16 protein-coding genes are annotated in these 15,623 nt (G+C 71.8%); 9 read left to right on the forward strand and 7 right to left on the reverse strand.

The features are described 5' to 3' along the window. Positions 1-88: 88 nt before the first annotated feature. The gene (locus ABZ815_RS13215) at positions 89-829 is read right to left on the reverse strand and encodes a methyltransferase domain-containing protein (RefSeq protein ID WP_357697268.1); all 741 of its coding nucleotides are present in this window, start codon (positions 827-829) and stop codon (positions 89-91) included. A 234-nt stretch (positions 830-1,063) separates the two neighbouring features. Between ABZ815_RS13215 and ABZ815_RS13220 the strand changes: the two genes are divergently transcribed. The 7 genes from ABZ815_RS13220 to ABZ815_RS13250 all read left to right on the forward strand — a co-directional run bounded on the left by ABZ815_RS13220 (position 1,064) and on the right by ABZ815_RS13250 (position 7,493). Further along, positions 1,064-1,669, forward strand: a complete 606-nt coding sequence (locus ABZ815_RS13220) for a sigma-70 family RNA polymerase sigma factor (protein WP_357697269.1) — start codon at positions 1,064-1,066, stop codon at positions 1,667-1,669. Further along, positions 1,666-1,932 carry a mycothiol system anti-sigma-R factor gene (gene rsrA / locus ABZ815_RS13225; protein WP_357697271.1) on the forward strand — a complete coding sequence of 89 codons (267 nt, stop codon included), beginning with the start codon at positions 1,666-1,668 and terminating at the stop codon, positions 1,930-1,932. Before ABZ815_RS13220 ends, rsrA begins: the two co-directional genes overlap by 4 nt. 10 nt (positions 1,933-1,942) lie before the next feature. Further along, entirely contained in the window at positions 1,943-2,881 is a 939-nt protein-coding gene (locus tag ABZ815_RS13230) for an NAD-dependent epimerase/dehydratase family protein (RefSeq protein WP_357697273.1), read from the forward strand. Between the two features lie 225 nt (positions 2,882-3,106). Next, complete coding sequence (locus tag ABZ815_RS13235) at positions 3,107-4,462, forward strand: HD-GYP domain-containing protein (protein WP_357697275.1); 1,356 nt, start codon at positions 3,107-3,109, stop codon at positions 4,460-4,462. Beyond that, positions 4,459-5,757 carry an HD domain-containing phosphohydrolase gene (locus tag ABZ815_RS13240; RefSeq protein ID WP_357697277.1) on the forward strand — a complete coding sequence of 433 codons (1,299 nt, stop codon included), beginning with the start codon at positions 4,459-4,461 and terminating at the stop codon, positions 5,755-5,757. Before ABZ815_RS13235 ends, ABZ815_RS13240 begins: the two co-directional genes overlap by 4 nt. Positions 5,758-5,858: 101 nt before the next feature. After that, complete coding sequence (locus ABZ815_RS13245) at positions 5,859-7,238, forward strand: biotin carboxylase N-terminal domain-containing protein (RefSeq protein ID WP_357697279.1); 1,380 nt, start codon at positions 5,859-5,861, stop codon at positions 7,236-7,238. 42 nt (positions 7,239-7,280) lie between these two features. Continuing rightward, positions 7,281-7,493, forward strand: a complete 213-nt coding sequence (locus ABZ815_RS13250) for a biotin/lipoyl-binding carrier protein (RefSeq protein ID WP_357697281.1) — start codon at positions 7,281-7,283, stop codon at positions 7,491-7,493. On the opposite strand, the gene ABZ815_RS13255 is transcribed toward ABZ815_RS13250, so the two are convergent. After that, complete coding sequence (locus ABZ815_RS13255) at positions 7,483-7,866, reverse strand: hotdog domain-containing protein (RefSeq protein WP_357697283.1); 384 nt, start codon at positions 7,864-7,866, stop codon at positions 7,483-7,485. The two genes, ABZ815_RS13250 and ABZ815_RS13255, sit on opposite strands and share 11 nt — an antisense overlap. A gap of 238 nt (positions 7,867-8,104) precedes the next feature. Between ABZ815_RS13255 and ABZ815_RS13260 the strand changes: the two genes are divergently transcribed. Further along, a complete protein-coding gene (locus tag ABZ815_RS13260; RefSeq protein WP_357697285.1) occupies positions 8,105-9,874 on the forward strand; it encodes a protein kinase in 1,770 nt (589 codons plus the stop codon). A 4-nt stretch (positions 9,875-9,878) separates the two neighbouring features. Here ABZ815_RS13260 and ABZ815_RS13265 read toward each other — a convergent pair whose 3' ends face one another. The 4 genes from ABZ815_RS13265 to ABZ815_RS13280 all read right to left on the reverse strand — a co-directional run bounded on the left by ABZ815_RS13265 (position 9,879) and on the right by ABZ815_RS13280 (position 14,177). Next, entirely contained in the window at positions 9,879-11,525 is a 1,647-nt protein-coding gene (locus tag ABZ815_RS13265) for an acetolactate synthase (protein WP_357697287.1), read from the reverse strand. A 77-nt stretch (positions 11,526-11,602) separates the two neighbouring features. Beyond that, complete coding sequence (locus ABZ815_RS13270) at positions 11,603-12,376, reverse strand: DUF4097 family beta strand repeat-containing protein (RefSeq protein ID WP_357697289.1); 774 nt, start codon at positions 12,374-12,376, stop codon at positions 11,603-11,605. Further along, positions 12,373-13,026 (reverse strand): response regulator transcription factor, encoded by a 654-nt coding sequence (locus ABZ815_RS13275; RefSeq protein ID WP_357697291.1) that lies wholly within the window; start codon positions 13,024-13,026, stop codon positions 12,373-12,375. The genes ABZ815_RS13270 and ABZ815_RS13275 overlap by 4 nt, the downstream gene beginning before the upstream one ends. After that, on the reverse strand, positions 13,017-14,177 hold the full coding sequence (locus ABZ815_RS13280; RefSeq protein WP_357697293.1) for a histidine kinase: 1,161 nt from the start codon (positions 14,175-14,177) through the stop codon (positions 13,017-13,019). Before ABZ815_RS13280 ends, ABZ815_RS13275 begins: the two co-directional genes overlap by 10 nt. A gap of 135 nt (positions 14,178-14,312) precedes the next feature. On the opposite strand from ABZ815_RS13280, the gene ABZ815_RS13285 reads away from it, so the two are divergent. Next, entirely contained in the window at positions 14,313-14,888 is a 576-nt protein-coding gene (locus ABZ815_RS13285) for a hypothetical protein (protein WP_357697295.1), read from the forward strand. On the opposite strand, the gene bioD is transcribed toward ABZ815_RS13285, so the two are convergent. Next, positions 14,885-15,592 (reverse strand): dethiobiotin synthase, encoded by a 708-nt coding sequence (bioD, locus tag ABZ815_RS13290; RefSeq protein WP_357697297.1) that lies wholly within the window; start codon positions 15,590-15,592, stop codon positions 14,885-14,887. The genes ABZ815_RS13285 and bioD overlap by 4 nt on opposite strands. Between the last annotated feature and the right edge of the window lie 31 nt (positions 15,593-15,623).

Below are 15,623 nucleotides of genomic sequence, written 5' to 3' on the forward strand. Positions count from 1 at the left end.
ACGCCGCCCCGGCGGGCGGGAGCCGCGCGGGCGGGAGCCGAAGGCCGCCGGACACGAAGAACGGCGGCCCCCGGGACCGGCCGGCGGCTCAGCTCTTGCGGGCGCTGGCCACCAGGTGAATCCCGACCGTGTCGTCGTCGTCGGGATGGGCGTCGAGCTCGGTGCGCACGAGCCAGGTCAGCGACCGCCCGTCGGACCCGAGCACGTGGTCGACCGTGGACGGCGACAACACCGTGCGCGGCCGCATCCACTCCACCTCCAGCCCGGCCCCCATCAGCAGCTCCCGGAGCTGACCGCTGCTGAAGCAGCGCGTGATGCTGCCGTCGGGCCAGGGCACCAGCATGACCTCGCCGGTCTGCCGCAGATGCTGCCACTGCTCCTGCTCGGCCAGGATCGCCATGCCGAGCACCAGCGAGTCGACGCACACCAGCGCCCGCCCGCCCGGACGCAGCACCCTGGCCACGTCGCTCATCGCCGATTCGGCCATGAGCTCGATCGACATCGCGCGTTCCTCGGCGAGCACGGCGTCGACGCTCTCATCGGGAAGAAACGCCAGATCATCGGCGCGTACGTGCCGAACCCGGTCGGCGTCCCGCAAACGGGACTGCGCGTCCACGGTCCGGCGGAAGTCGAGCACCTCGATCACCCGGTGTCCCGCCCTCGCGGCCTGGCCGGACCAGCGTCCGCGGCCGCCGGACAGATCCAGGATCACCGATGGTTCGCCGGGGAGCCATCGGTTCAGTTGCTCGGCGGCGACGGCGCGGTAGAAGGTCCAGTACGGCCCGAGCGTCCCAGAGCCGTTCAGTTCCTCGGCCGGAATGGGCAGCACACGCGACTCCTGAGTTCCGGAAAAAGGGCTACCAGCCGGTACGTATTGACGTTCCCCGCACCGGGTCCTCTGTACCTTCTATCTTGCGGGAACAGACAAGGGCGCGGGCGTGTTGCGACGAGCATGCTCACATTGGAAAGACCGCGCCCCGATGACCAGGAGGTCATCGGCCAGCGGGTATTCTCCCCTGAGTACGGTGTACCGCCACAGCCGGCCACCGGTGATCTTAGGGGGGTGGGTCCGGTGCCCGCGACAGGCGCGGAGACTCTGGAGCAGCGCAGCGAGCGGTTCGAGCGCGACGTCATGCCGTATCTCGAACAGCTCTACTCCGCCGCGCTCCGGATGACCCGGAATCCAGCGGACGCGGAGGACCTGCTTCAGGAGACCTTCGCCAAGGCGTTCGCGTCGTTCCACCAGTTCCAGGAGGGCACGAACCTCAAGGCGTGGCTCTACCGGATCCTGACGAACACGTTCATCAACAGCTACCGCAAGAAGCAGCGTGAGCCCAAGCAGTCCGGCACCGAGGAGATCGAGGACTGGCAGCTCGCGCGGGCCGAGTCCCACACCTCCACCGGGCTGAAGTCGGCCGAGGTCGAGGCGCTCGAACACCTCCCCGACGGCGACATCAAGCAGGCGCTCGCGGCACTGCCGGAAGAGTTCAGGATCGCCGTCTACCTCGCCGACGTCGAAGGCTTCCCCTACAAGGAGATCGCCGACATCATGGGCACTCCCATCGGCACCGTGATGTCCAGGCTGCATCGGGGACGCAGGCAGCTCCGGGGCCTCCTTGAGGACTACGCCCGCGAGCGCGGCCTGGTCCCCTCGGAGGGAACGAAATGAGCTGTGGCAACCCGCACGACACCGACTGTCGCGAGGTGCTGGACAAGGTCTACGCCTATCTCGACGGCGAGCTGACCGACCATGACGTCTCCGACATCCGGGTGCACCTCGACGAGTGCAGCCCGTGCCTGAAGGAGTACGACCTCGACAAGGCCGTCAAGGCGCTCGTGGCCAAGCACTGCGGTTGCGACCCCGTCCCCGCCGATCTGCGTTCCAAGGTGCTGGCGCGGATCGAGCAGGTGAGGTCGGAGCTGGCCGACTAGGATTCACGCCATGCGCGTCCTAGTCACCGGTGGTGCCGGTTTCATCGGGTCGAATCTCGTCGACCGCCTGCTCGCGGACGGACACGAGGTCGTCGCCGTAGACGACCTGTCCTCCGGCAGCAGGGACAACCTGGTCAACGCGGCCGAGAGCGACCGTTTCAGCCTGCACGTGCTCGACGTGCGCGACCCGGCGATCATCGGGCTGGCGGCCGAGCTGCGGCCCGAGGTCATCTGCCACCTGGCCGCCCAGATCAGCGTGCGCAAGAGCGTGGCCGACCCCGTCCACGACGCCCGGCTCAACGTCGAGGGCACCGCTTCGGTGCTCACGGCGGCCAAGGAGGGCACCACGCGCAAGGTGGTGTTCGCCTCCTCCGTGGCGGTCTACGGCCGGCCGTCCACGATCCCCGTGCCGGGCGACGCGCCCACCGACCCGCGCTCGCCGTACGCGGCCTCCAAGCTGAGCGCCGAGACCTACCTGGCGACCTTCCGCGCCCTCTACGGCCTGGAGTACACCACGCTGGTGCTCTCCAACGTCTACGGCCCGCGCCAGTCGCCCGACGGCGAGGCCGGCGTCGTGTCGATCTTCACCGACGCCCTGCTCAACGGCACCCCCACCGTCCTCTACGGCGACGGCACCCAGACCCGCGACTACGTCTACGTCGACGACGTGGTCGACGGCTTCGTCCGGGCCTGCGGCAGCGACGGCAACGGCCGCCGGTTCAACCTCGGCACCGGCATCCAGACCACCGACAGGCGCCTGCACTCGCTGATCGCCGACGCGGCCGGAGCCCACGACAAGCCGGGGTTCGCGCCGCCGCGCGTCGGCGACCTGCCCGCGATGGCCGTCGACCCGGTGCCCGCCCACGAGGGGCTGCGCTGGGAGCCGCGCACCGACCTGCCTACCGGTGTCAAGAGCACCGTGGCCTGGGCGCGGAGTCGCGCCAGGTAGTTGCTTGATTACACTTTGCTTGCGATTTCCCGCTCGGCCCGTACGGTGACGTCCTCTTCTGTAGCGTGAACTCCAGAAGTCGACGTGGAGGCATGTGGGATGTTGAAGGACAGGTTCACCTGGTTGCTCGCCGCCGTCATCGTGGTCGCCTCGACGGTGGTCCTGGCCGGTATCGGCGCGCTTCCGCCAGGGGTGTCCTGGACCTGACCGCAGTAGGGGGCGGCAATGCGTGACCTGCCCTGGCCCGCGAGGGTCTACCTGGTCGCCGTGATCGCGGCGGCGGCCGCTCTCATCGGGCACAGCGCGATCGTCTCCGGCCCGCTCGTGGCGCCGGAGAATCTCGACATCCTGCTGGTGCTCGCGCTGCTCTTCCTGGTGTGCGAGTCGATGCCGACGCTGCTCAACGTCGAGCAGTTCGCGGTGTCGGTGAGCTTCTCGGCGTCGCTGGCCGCGGTCGTGCTGATCGGGCCGGAGGGCGCGGCGGTCGTGGGGCTCACCGCGGCGGTCAGCGTGCGGCCGGGGCTGCCGTTGATCAAACGGTTGTTCAACGGCGCCCAGTTCGCCGTCTGCGGCTACGCCTCCGGCTGGGTCTACGAGTGGCTGCACGGCACGATCGGGGTGCCGCGGGTCAACGAGTTCGACAGCCTCATCGGCCCCTACGCCGCCGCGACCGCCGTCTTCGTGCCGCTCAACATCGTGCTCACGCTGACCATGATCAGCCTGGCGACCAGCGTGCGGGCCACGGAGGTGCCGCTGCGCGGCATGGTGCAGTTCCTGCTGTCCTACCTCGGTTACGGCACGTTCGGGCTGCTGGTGGCCGGGCTGTGGGCGACCGTGCAGTCGATCTCGGCGGTGCTCGTGCTGATGCCGCTGTTCGTGGCCCGCTGGGCGTTCGGCCAGTACCACGCCCAGCAGCGCTCGTACGACGCCACCATCGCCGCGCTCTGCCAGGCCGTCGAGACCAAGGACTACTACACGCGGGGCCACTGCACGCGTGTCTCGCTCGCCTCCAGCATGATCGCCCAGGAGATCGGCATGGGCCTCGAACGCGTGCGCGCCATCCGCTACGCCGGCATGCTCCACGACGTGGGCAAGCTCGGCGTGCCCACGAAGGTGCTGCAGAAGGACGGGCCGCTCACCGAGGGGGAGCTCGCCGCGATCCAGCTCCATCCGATGCGCGGGCTGGAGATCGTCCGCGGCATCGGCTTCCTCGACGAGGCCTACGCCGGGATCATGCACCACCACGAGCGCCACGACGGCACCGGCTACCCGATGGGCCTGGCCGGCGACGAGATCCCCGAGTTCGCCAAGGTGATCGCGGTGGCCGACGCGTTCGACTCGATGACCTCCGACCGCTCCTACCGGGGGGCGCGTCCGGTCGAGGTGGCCGTGGAGGAGCTGCGCAAGTGCTCCGGCACGCACTTCGACCCGATCATGGTGGCCGCGTTCATCAAGGCGCTGGAACGCAATCCGTGGCAGCCGCCGCGCCGGGTCGAGGCGCCGCCGCCCGACGCCGCCGAGGCCACGATCAAGGACCACGACGACCCGACGATGCCCATCCAGGTCGTGAGCGGGCCATGACCACCACCGAGCGCGTCCGGCGCGCCGACAGGGCGCAGGCCACCGTCCTGCGCAGGCTCGACTCCGGCCAGTTGCTGCTGATCTGCGCGGCCGGCCTGGTCGCCGTCGCGGGGGTGGCGCACACGGCGGCCGTCGGGCTCGACCGTCCCGAGATCGCCATCGGGTTCGGCGCGTTGATCGCGGTGGGCGAGCTGGCCCGGCTGACCATGCCGGGCAACAGGGAGGTCGCGCCCATCGGCGCCGCCGCGGCGCTCGGCTACACCCTGCTGCTCGACCTCAGCCAGAACCAGTTGCGCCACTCCGCGTTGCAGGTCGTGGCCGTGATCGCGGCGGGGATGGTCGCCGGCGCGCTGCCCCACCTGGCCGTCGGCCGGCCGCCGCGGCTCGACGCGATGGCCCGCCGCCTGCTCACCGGCGCGCTGCTGGCCTTCGCCTTCCGCCCGCTGGCCGACCCGCTCTACCAGCTCACCAAGCCGCCGCCGGGCGCCCACACCTGGTGGCCGGCGCTCGTCGTGATGGTCTCGCTGATCACGGTGACGCTGCTGGTCGACGTGCTGATCGCCGCGCTGCTGCGGGCCGAGCGGCTGCGCACGGCGTTCCGGGTGGCGGTGCGCGACGAGATCAACATGGCGTTCCCGCTGGGCGCCGCCGTGGCCGCCTCCGGCGTGCTGCTCGCGCTCGCCACGCACAGCATGGACCTGGTGGCCCTGCTGGTCTTCGCCGCGCCGCTGCTGGTCACGCAGGTGGCCTTCCGCAAGTACGCCGGCATTCGCGCCACCTACCTGCAGACCGTCCGCGCCCTGTCGCGGGTCACCGAGGTCGGCGGCTACGTCGAGCCCGGCCACTCCCGCCGGGTCTCCCGCCTGGCCGTGGCGGTCGGCCGGGAGCTGGGCATGGCCGAGCCCGAGCTGCTGGAGCTGGAGTACGCCGCCCTCATGCACGACATCGGCCAGCTCTCGCTGCGCGACCCCATCCCGGGGGGCGCGACCGTGCTCGCCGATCCGGAGCAGGCGCGGCGCATCGCCGAGCTGGGGGCCGAGGTGATCAGGCAGACGGGCGTGCTCGACCGGGTGGCCGAGGTGGTCCGCAGGCAGTGCGACGAGATCGCCGACGACCCGCCGCTGTCCAGCCGCATCATCAGGGTCGCCAACGCCTACGACGACCTGGTGGGGCCGTCCACCGATCGCGACCGGGCGGGGGCGGCGCTGGAGCGCATCAGGCTCACGGCGGGCAGCGCGTACGACGCCGCCGCGCTCGACGCCCTGACCCGGGTGGTCGGCAGAGGCCGCATCTAGCTGAATCGCCCGGTTTTGTGGGGTTCCTACAGATCATGCTCTGTTGATCGGTGTGCCCGGGGGAAAGGGGACGAGCCGACGGCGGTCATAGGGTTGTCCGCGTGACTGCTGAGACGCTCGGGCCCGTTCTGATCGCCAACCGCGGGGAGATCGCGCGGCGGATCATCCGCACGGTCAGGCGGATGGGGTTGCGGGCCGTCGCCGTCCATTCCGAGGCCGACGCCGGGCTGCCGTTCGTGCGCGAGGCCGACGAGGCGGTGCTGATCGGCCCGGCCGACCCCGCGCAGAGCTACCTCGACCCCGCCAGGCTCCTGGAGGCGGCCCGTGCCACGGGAGCGGGGGCGGTTCACCCCGGTTACGGCTTCCTGTCGGAGAACGCCGCGTTCGCGCGGGCGGTGATCGAGGCCGGGCTGGTGTGGATCGGGCCGTCGCCGGAGTGCATCGACCGTATGGGCGACAAGATCAACGCCAGGAACCTCATGGAGGAGGCGGGCGTGCCCGTCGCCGCGGGCACCAGGGAACCGGTCACCGACCTGGTCGCCGCGCTCGACGCGGCCGAGCTGATCGGCTACCCGGTCATGGTCAAGACCGCCGGCGGCGGTGGCGGGATCGGCATGAGCGTGGCCCGCGACGACGCCGGGCTGGCCAAGGCGTTCGAGCAGGCGGCCAGGGCGGCGGCCAGGTTCGCCGCGGCGGCCGCGGCGGGCGGCGCGGGTGACGCGCTGGCCGGGCCCGCTGTCCTGCTGGAGCGCTACGTCGAACGCGCCCGCCACGTCGAGGTGCAGATCCTCGGCCTGCCCGACGGCCGGGTGCTGGCCCTGGGCGAGCGCGACTGCTCGGTGCAGCGCCGCCACCAGAAGGTCGTCGAGGAGTCGCCGTCCCCCGGCATCGGCCCCGAGCTGCGCGAACGCATGCTGGCCGCAGCCATGCGGGCCGGCGAGGCCGTCGGCTACGTCGGCGCGGGCACGGTCGAGTGCCTGGTCGACGCCGACGCCCAGGACTTCGTGTTCCTGGAGATGAACACCAGGCTCCAGGTCGAGCACCCGGTCACGGAGCTGGTCACCGGCCTCGACCTGGTGGAGTTGCAGCTGCGCGTGGCCGCGGGGGAGAGCCCGGAGATCACGGTGGCGCCCACCGGGCACGCGATCGAGTTCCGGGTCTACGCCGAGGACCCCAAGCGCTTCCTCCCCGGGCCCGGCCGGATCACCACCTGGGACGAGCCCGCCGGCGACGGCGTCCGCGTCGACTCCGGCTACGAGGTGGGCAACACGGTGAGCATGTACTACGACCCGCTGATGGCCAAGCTGTGCGTGGTTGGGGCCGACCGTACCGAGGCGCTGGAGCTGGGCCGCAAGGCGGTCGCGGAGTTCACCGTGGAGGGGCCGAAGAGCAATCTGCCCTTCTGCGCCGAGCTGCTGGAGAACCCGGCATTCGTCGCGGGAGACTACGACACAGGACTGGTCGGGCGAATGCGGGCTTGACCCTGTTGACATGGTTGGTGGCGTCGGAAGAGAGGAGCCCCGGTGGCTGAGGTGCGCGCCGAGATGGTGGCGAACGTGTGGAAGGTGGTCGTCCGGGAGGGCGAGGCGGTCTCCGAGGGCGACACGCTGGTCATCCTGGAGTCGATGAAGATGGAGATCCCCGTGCTCGCCGAGGACGGGGGCGTGGTGTCCCAGCTCCAGGTCGCCGAGGGCGACGTGATCCAGGAGGGCGATCTGATCGCCGTCATCGACTGACGCGGGCCAGGAACCTGGCGCGGTCGACGACCACTCGCTCGACCGTGCCCCTGCCCACGACCGTGCCCTGCAGGTCGCGGGCCTCGAAGGTGAAGACCAGCCGGCGGCCGTCCACCTCGGTGAGCTCGGCGGTGAGCTCGACATGGGCGCCGAGGGGGCTGGCGGCCAGGTGTTCGAGCTCGACCCGGGTGCCGACCGACGTCTCGCCCTCGGCCAGCTGGGGGCGTACGGCCTCGACGGTGGCCCGTTCGGCCAGCGCGAGCAGTCTGGGCGTGGCCAGCACGGGCACGTCGCCGCTGCCGAACTTCTCGGCTGTGTCGGATCTCTCGACCATGGTGAGCAGTTGGGAGCGGAGTCCAGGTGAGAGCGTCATGGGAATCAGCCTACCCAGGGCGATTCTGATCTCCAGGAAACGCGGACAACAACGCCTATAAGGCTCCAGGATAGGGTTTGTACGGCTTGCGGCATTTGAGTGGCATATGGGACTCCTGAGACCGGTACACTCTCGGAGTTTCCGTGACCACGGTGTTACCTCACCGCGACAAAAGTTCGCTTTGTTGGAGAACCGCGGGGTGGGCGAGGTTACCGATGTAGGGGGTAGCGGGGGAGTCATGGTTGCCCAAGGCACGACGCTGGCGGGGCGGTATCGGCTGGATACCCGCATCGGCGCCGGCGGCATGGGCGAGGTGTGGCGAGGCGAGGACATCGTGCTCGCCCGCACCGTCGCCGTCAAGGTGCTGCTCCCAGGCCGCATGGATGATCGCGGATTCGTCGCCCGCTTCCAGGGGGAAGCAAGGGCGATGGCCACGATCAACCATTCCGGCGTGGTGGACGTCTACGACTATGGGGTGAGCGGCGACACCGTCTACCTCGTGATGAAGTTCGTGGACGGGGAGCCGCTCGACCGGCTCCTGGCCCGGCTCGGCCGGATTCCGCCCCAGGCGGCCATGGAGCTCATCGCACAGGCCGCCTCGGCCCTGCAGGCGGTGCACGACCAGGGGATCGTGCACCGTGACGTCAAGCCGGGCAACCTGCTGGTGCAGCGTGACGGGACGCTGGTGCTGACCGACTTCGGCATCGCCCGTTCCGACCTGGCCAACCGGCTGACCGACGCCGGCATGGTGCTGGGCACGGCCGCCTACTGCGCGCCCGAGCAGGCCGAGGGCGCGCCCGTCACGCCGGCCGTGGACATCTACGCGCTCGGCGTGGTCGCCTACGAATGCCTGCTGGGTCAGCGGCCGTTCGACGGTGACAGCGCGGTCACGATCGCGCTCAAGCACATCCGGGAGGCGCCGCCGCCGCTGCCCGCCGACATCCCGGCGCCGATCCGGACGCTGGTGGAGGTGGCGCTGTCGAAGGACCCCGCCAGGCGGTTCCCGACGGCGAAGGCGATGAGCGAGGCGGCCCGCACGGCCGGGTCGGGCCAGGCGATCACGCCGGTGGCCGAGATCGCGCCGCCGGCCACGGGGGCCACGATGGCCCCGCCGCCCGAGTCGTACCAGACCGGCGCCTACCAGGCGGGCCAGTCCCCGCAGACGGGCGCCTATCAGCCGGGTCAGCCTTCGCAGACGGGCGCCTATCAGCAGGGGCAGCCCTCGCAGACCGGTGCCTACCAGCAGGGGCAGCCGCCCGCCTACCAGGGCGGGCAGCCGCCGGCCGGGGGTGGCGCGTTCCAGACGGGGACGCACCTGCCGGCGTCGGCGGAGGAGACCACCGCCGCCGTCGGCGAGCGCCGCCCGGGTGGCCGCCGCGCCGCCAAGGCGCCGCGCAGGACCGGCCTGGTCGTCGGGCTCACGGCCGCGGTGGTGCTCGGCGTGGGCGCCGGCGCGGTGGCGCTGACGGGCATGGTCCCCGGCACGCCGACGCCGACCTCGACCATCACCCATCAGGGCGACAGCGACGACGGCCCCACGCCGACGAAGTCCGGCCCCAAGAAGGGCGGCAAGCCCACGGCGACGCCTGCCACGAAGCCGGCCCTGCCGCCCACCACCAGGCCGCCCACGCACCCTCCGAGCGAGGAGCCGTCGGAGCCCGAGGAGGAGCCGACGACCACGCCCACCACCACCCCGACCACCACGAAGGGACCGACCAAGACGCCCACGAGCACGCCGACGTCGACGGTCAAGAAGATCAAGGTGCCCGAGGTCGCCGGCCTGTCCTTCCTCAAGGGGCAGGAGATGATCGAGGCGGCGGGCCTTCAGGTCCACGTCCGCGACACCTCCGTGACCACCGACGACCCCGCCTGCCGCAAGATCACCAAGACGGTGCCGGCCGGTGGCACGGTGGTCCCGGAGACGAAGGTGATCACGCTCTACGTCATCGACGGCATCTGCACGACGCCGACGCCGTCGCCGACCCCCTCGGCCACGCCCAAGTCGTAGGGGGTCAGATCCCCGTCGTGTTGCGGGGGTAGGCGACCTGCGGGTCGGTGGCGATGTTGACCATGTACGGGATGCCGGAGTCGAACGCCCTGCGCAGCGCCGGCCCGATCTCCGACGGCTTGGTGACCAGCTCGCCGCCGCCGCCCAGTGCCGTCACGACCTGGTCGTAGCGGCACTGCGGCTGGAGGTCGGCGGCCACGTTGTAGCCGTACAGGAGTTGCATGGGGTGCTTCTCCAGGCCCCACATGCCGTTGTTGCCGCAGATCATGACGACCGGCAGGCGGTGGCGTACGAGGGTGTCGACGTCCATCAGGGAGAAGCCGGCGGCGCCGTCGCCGAGCAGGAGCACGACCTGCGAGGACGGACGGGCCAGCCGGGCGGCGATGGAGTAGCCGAGCCCGGTGCCGAGGCACCCGTACGGGCCGGGGTCGAGCCAGTTGCCCGGCTGCCTGGGCTCGACGTACTTGCCGGCGTAGGAGACGAAGTCGCCGCCGTCGCCGATCACCACGGCGTCGTCGGCCAGGACCTTGCCCAGCTCGCCGTAGATGCGCATGGGATGGATCGGGTCGGTGTCGGCGGCCAGCAGGTCGGCGTCGCCCTCGATCGCCGCGGCGGCGGCGTCGGCCAGCGTGGACAGCCAGGACGCGTACGAGCCGGGCTTGACCCCGGCGTCGCCGCAGGCCGCGCCGAGGCTCCACAGGACCACCGACAGGTCGCCCGCGGCCTTGGCGGCGGGTTGCATGTGCGTGGCGAGCTGCGAGGGCGCGTCGGCGATGTGCACGACGCGGGCCAGCGGCGCGCCGTCCTTGCCGCCGAACCAGCCGTAGCCGAGCCGGAAGTCGAGCGGGGTGCCGATCACGATGACCAGGTCGGCCTGGGAGAAGGCCAGGCCGCGGGCGCGGGTGACGAGCAGCTCGTGCCCGGCGGGCAGGATGCCGCGGCCCTGGCCGTTGGGGATGACCGGCAGCCGCCAGGTCTCGGCGAAGTCGCGCGCGGCCTCCTCGGCCCGGTCCATCCACACGTCGGAGCCGTAGACCAGCACCGGACGCTCGGCCTCGGCCAGCAGCCGGGCGATGGAGGCCAGGTCGTCGGGGTCGGGCTCCAGCGGCGAGGGCGACTGCGTGTGCACCTCGTGGGCGGGCGAGGGGGCGAACAGGTGGTCCATGTAGAAGTCGAGGAAGACCGGGCCGCGTTGGGGCGCGACGGCGGTGCGGAAGGCCGACTCGACGTCCTGGCCGACCGAGTCGGCGCCGGAGGAGGTGAACGACAGCTTGGTGATCGGGCCGAGCAGCGGCGGATGGTCCATCTCCTGGAGGGCGCCGCTGCCCCAGCGCGACTGGGGGGCGCGGCCGCCCATGACGACCACCGGCGAGCCGTTGAAGTGCGCGGTCGCGATGCCGCTGACGCCGTTGGTGATGCCCGGGCCGGCGGTGAGCACGGCCAGGCCGGGCTTCCTGGTCAGCCGGGCCGTCGCCTCGGCGGCGAAGACCGCGCTCTGCTCGTGGCGTACGTCGAGGATGCGCATGCCCTCGTGCACCGCGCCGTCGTACAGCGGGAAGACGTGGCCTCCCGACAGGGTGAACATGGTCTCGACGCCATAGGCCTTGGACACGGCGACGGCGACGTCACCGGCGTGCTTCGCAGACTCCATGCCGGGAACTTACCAACCAGTGATAAGAGTAAACAGATCCTCAGGCTTGCGTCTGGGCTGGACCGGGTGCTCCGCCGCTATCCGCAGCAGACGCGGACCGAGCCCAGCGGCGCCCGTGCCTCGACCTTCCTGGGCGCGCCCGTGGACGCGTCGACCTCCACCTCGGTGCGCCGTCCCTCGGTCGTCACGTCGTAGGTCTCCGGCGGCAGGCGCAGCTCGACGTCGCCGGTGGCCCGCGCGACGGCCCTGACCGTGAGGGGCGGGCTGGCGAAGTCGAGCCGTACGTCGCCCGAGCCGGTCTCGACGTCGGCCTGGGTGCCGAGCAGCGAGTTGCCGTTGACGGTCCCCGAACCGGACCTGGCCCACAGCCCGCCAGTGATCCCGTCGGCCCGCACGTCCCCTGACACGGTGGTCAGCCGCACGGCGCCGACCACGTTGCCGACCGAGAGGTCGCCGACGGTCGTCCGGGCCTCGATCCCGGTCTCGAACGGCACCAGAAGCGTGTAGTCGGCCCGGCACACGGGACCGTCCGGGTCGCGCGAGGCCCCGCACCGGATGTCGAGCCGCAGGGTGTCGCCGTTCCAGTCCTCGGTGATCACCGGCCGGTCGATCGAGGTCCAGCCCACGTTCCGCGCGATCGTCAGCTCGCCCGCCGGGCCCGGGGCGATCTCCACGTTCACCTCGCCGCTGCCCGTCGTGACCTTCAGCGTGCTCAGCTCGAACGGCACCGACCTGACCTGCCTCTCCTGCGGCGCGGTGGCCCGGGCGAACCCGTTCCAGACCAGCAGGACGGACAGCAGCAGGGCGGCCACCGTGGCCACGGCTCCCGCCGTCAGCCATATGGCCCTCACGGCATGCTCCTGATCTTGAGGAACTGCAGGACGGCGAGGACCCGGCGGTGATCGCCCTCGGCGGGGGACAGGTCGAGCTTGGTGAAGATGTTGCCGATGTGCTTGCCCACGGCCCCCTCGCTGAGCACGAGCGCCTGGCCGATGCCGGCGTTCGAGCGGCCCTCGGCCATGAGCTTGAGCACCTCGTGCTCGCGTGGCGTCAGCCGTTCCAGCGGGTCGCTGTCGCCGCGCAGCAGGAGCTGGGCGACGACCTCCGGGTCGAGGGCGGTGCCGCCGCCGGCGACCCTGCGCAGGGCGTCGATGAAGTCGGCCACGTCGGCCACCCGGTCCTTCAGCAGGTAGCCGACGCCGCCGGTCGCCGTGGCCAGCAGGCGGGCGGCGTAGCGTTCCTCGACGTACTGGGAGAGCACCAGCACGGGCAGGCCGGGATGCTGGCGGCGCAGCACGAGAGCGGCGCGCAGCCCCTCGTCGGTGTGCGTGGGCGGCATCCGGACGTCGGTGATCACCAGCTCCGGCCGGTGCTCCTCGGCGGCCCGCAGCAGGCCCTCGGCCTCGTCCACGGCCGCCACCACTCGCATGCCGGACGCGTCCAGCAGCCTGATCAGCCCCTCGCGCAGCAGGACGGAGTCCTCGGCCAGCACTACTCGCACGGCAGGTCCACCTCGATCGTGGTCGGCCCGCCGAGCGGGCTGGACAGGCGCAGCGTCCCGTCCACGGAGTCGATGCGCTGGGCCAGGCCGCGCAGCCCGGTGCCGCCGTCGAGCCGGGCGCCGCCGCAGCCGTTGTCGTGCACCAGCACGTGCAGGCGGTCGCGCTCGCGCCGGGCCGTCACCTCGGCCCTGGTCGCGGCGGAGTGTTTGGCGATGTTGGTCAGTGCTTCGGACACGATGAAGAAGGCCACCGCCTCGATGGTCGGGGAGACGCGCCGGTCGATGTCGACGCGCAGGCGTACGGGAAGCGGGGCGCGGGCGGCGACGCCAGAGAGCGCCGCGTCGAGCCCCTGGTCGTTGAGCACGGCCGGATGCAGGCCGCGGACGAAGTCGCGCAGCTCCTTGAGCGCCTGCTTGGCCTCCTCGTGGGCCCGCTCGATCGCCTCGCGGGCGGGCTCGGGCAGGTCGGTGAGGGTGGCCCTGGCCAGGCCGAGGTTCATGGCGAGCGAGACCAGGCGCTGCTGGGCGCCGTCGTGCAGGTCGCGCTCGATCCTGCGGCGCTCGGCGTCGGCGGCGTCGATCACGCCGGCCCGGCTCTCGGTCAGCGTCTCGATGCGCTGCCCCAGTTCGTTACGGCTGGGCCCGAGCAGCGTGCGCGCCACCGACAGGTCGAGCGCCGCCATGCCCCTGGCCAGGAGGGGGGCGAGCAGCAGCAGTGCCAGGCCGGTCGCCATGGAGACCCCCGCGATGACCGGATCGCGCAGGTCGACCAGGAACACCAGCGGCGGCGCCTGTATGCGCGGTGGCAGGAACGCCAGCAGCCCCACCACGGCGCCGCCCCACGCCAGCGCGACGAGGAAGGCCGCCGCCGCGCCGACGAAGGGCGACAGCAGGTGGTAGGCGATCTGCCGCCAGGTGGTCGCCCTGCGCCAGCCGGCCGGTCCCACCGGCGGCGGGATGCGTACGTCGAGGAAGGCCGCGAACCTGGACCGCTGCACCCGGGTGAACACCGGGACGCCGCGCCGCAGCACCGGCGGGGCCACGGCCAGCAGCAACGTGAGCCCGCCGAGCACCATGGCGACCGGCAGCCCGATCATCACGTGGGACGTGTCGAGCCAGGCACGTGCCGACCAGGGACGGGGGACTTTCATGCGTCAAAGGTATTGACCCACCAGACCCCCGCGAAATGGGTCTGGTGTGCCGGTGGACGGTAGGGCTAACCCCACCCTCGAACCATTGCCGCGCACCGGACATCTCATTCCCAAACAGACCAAGGGGAGGTTCGCATGTTCGCAGCAGGGGTTGCCGCGCTGGCGGCCGTGTCCACGCTGCTGGGCGGGTTACCGCACGGCATGTTGTTCCTGGAGAAGCACCCGCCCGCCAGGCAGTGGGAGACCTACACCGTCAAGAACTCCGTCGAACTGCCGCTCCAGCTCGACCCGTGCCTGTCGTACCGCAGGCGGGACGGCGGCCGCCTGGAGGCGCGGGCCGTCCTGTACTCCAGCGAGGACGAGATGAAGTACGAGCAGCTCGTCGTCTACCAGGACGTCCGGCACGCCGAGGCCGCCATGCGCGTCCTGCGCGCTGACCTCAGGCGCTGCGCCGACGTCGGCAAGGGCGTCAACCGTCGCCGCTACTTCACCCGGCCCCTGGACGTGGGCGACGACGGCCTGCGCGCCGGCGGCCGCTTCTTCGAGAACGGCGAGCACGCGGTCGCCGTCAGGCGCGGCGCGGCCCTCTACATCGCCGGCGAGTCGGCCTGGCCGACCAGGAGCCTGCCGCTCAAGGGCTTCAAGGGGCTGATCGGACAGGCGCGCGAGATGACCGTAAAGGTCTGCCGCCTCCCCGAGGCCGCCTGCTAGAGCACCCCCACCCGCCGCTTGAAGGCGGACGGGTCGAACGAACCGCCCAGCGTGGCGCCCAGCCCCTCACGCGCCGCCCGGGCGAACGCCTCGCGGCCGAGTCTCCCGGCTCCCTCGGGCAGCACCCCCGCCAGCGGCCGCGCGGCCAGCATCTCCAGATCGGCGACGTTGCTCCGCTCGATGATCCCGGTCTCCGCCGGCCAGCGCCCGATCACCACGCCCGCCGGGTCGAGCCCCCGGTGCGCCAGGGCCTCCAGGGTCAGCGCCGTGTGGTTGAGCGCCCCGATCCCGGCCCCGGCCACCACGAGCACCTGTGCGCCCACCAGGCGGGCCAGGTCGGCGATCGTCGCGCCGTCCTCGTCGAACCGCACCAGCAGCCCGCCCGTGCCCTCGACGACGACCAGCCGGTTGCTCTCGGCCAGCTCCTCGACGAACCGGGCGGCGGCCGTCAGCGACACCGGCGGCACCCCGGCGACCCGCGCCGCGGCGGCCGGGGAGAGCGGCTCGGCGTAGCGTGCCAGCTCGAACGTGGTGCTCACCCCGGACAGCCGGATCACCTCGTCGAGGTCGTGGCCGCCGCCGGTCTGCGCCGGCTTCACCACGGCCACGGACGACCCCCGCTCCACGGCCAGGGCGGCCAGGGCGGCCGACACGACGGTCTTGCCCACGCCGAAGTCGGTGCCGGCCACGACGAGAACGCTCATCGTCCCAGCCTAGAAGCCGCCGTCCGCGATC

It is taken from the genome of Nonomuraea sp. NPDC047529 (assembly GCF_040642995.1).
GTDB lineage: Bacteria > Actinomycetota > Actinomycetes > Streptosporangiales > Streptosporangiaceae > Nonomuraea.

What these genes read in the sequence shown, in the direction of transcription:
- ABZ815_RS13260 (WP_357697285.1), top strand. Translation starts at nt 8,105, where the DNA reads ATGGTTGCCCAAGGCACGACGCTGGCGGGGCGGTATCGGCTGGATACC.
- ABZ815_RS13235 (WP_357697275.1), top strand. Translation starts at nt 3,107, where the DNA reads ATGCGTGACCTGCCCTGGCCCGCGAGGGTCTACCTGGTCGCCGTGATC.
- ABZ815_RS13230 (WP_357697273.1), top strand. Translation starts at nt 1,943, where the DNA reads ATGCGCGTCCTAGTCACCGGTGGTGCCGGTTTCATCGGGTCGAATCTC.
- ABZ815_RS13285 (WP_357697295.1), top strand. Translation starts at nt 14,313, where the DNA reads ATGTTCGCAGCAGGGGTTGCCGCGCTGGCGGCCGTGTCCACGCTGCTG.
- rsrA (WP_357697271.1), top strand. Translation starts at nt 1,666, where the DNA reads ATGAGCTGTGGCAACCCGCACGACACCGACTGTCGCGAGGTGCTGGAC.
- ABZ815_RS13240 (WP_357697277.1), top strand. Translation starts at nt 4,459, where the DNA reads ATGACCACCACCGAGCGCGTCCGGCGCGCCGACAGGGCGCAGGCCACC.
- bioD (WP_357697297.1), bottom strand. Translation starts at nt 15,592, where the DNA reads ATGAGCGTTCTCGTCGTGGCCGGCACCGACTTCGGCGTGGGCAAGACC.
- ABZ815_RS13265 (WP_357697287.1), bottom strand. Translation starts at nt 11,525, where the DNA reads ATGGAGTCTGCGAAGCACGCCGGTGACGTCGCCGTCGCCGTGTCCAAG.
- ABZ815_RS13280 (WP_357697293.1), bottom strand. Translation starts at nt 14,177, where the DNA reads ATGAAAGTCCCCCGTCCCTGGTCGGCACGTGCCTGGCTCGACACGTCC.
- ABZ815_RS13255 (WP_357697283.1), bottom strand. Translation starts at nt 7,866, where the DNA reads ATGACGCTCTCACCTGGACTCCGCTCCCAACTGCTCACCATGGTCGAG.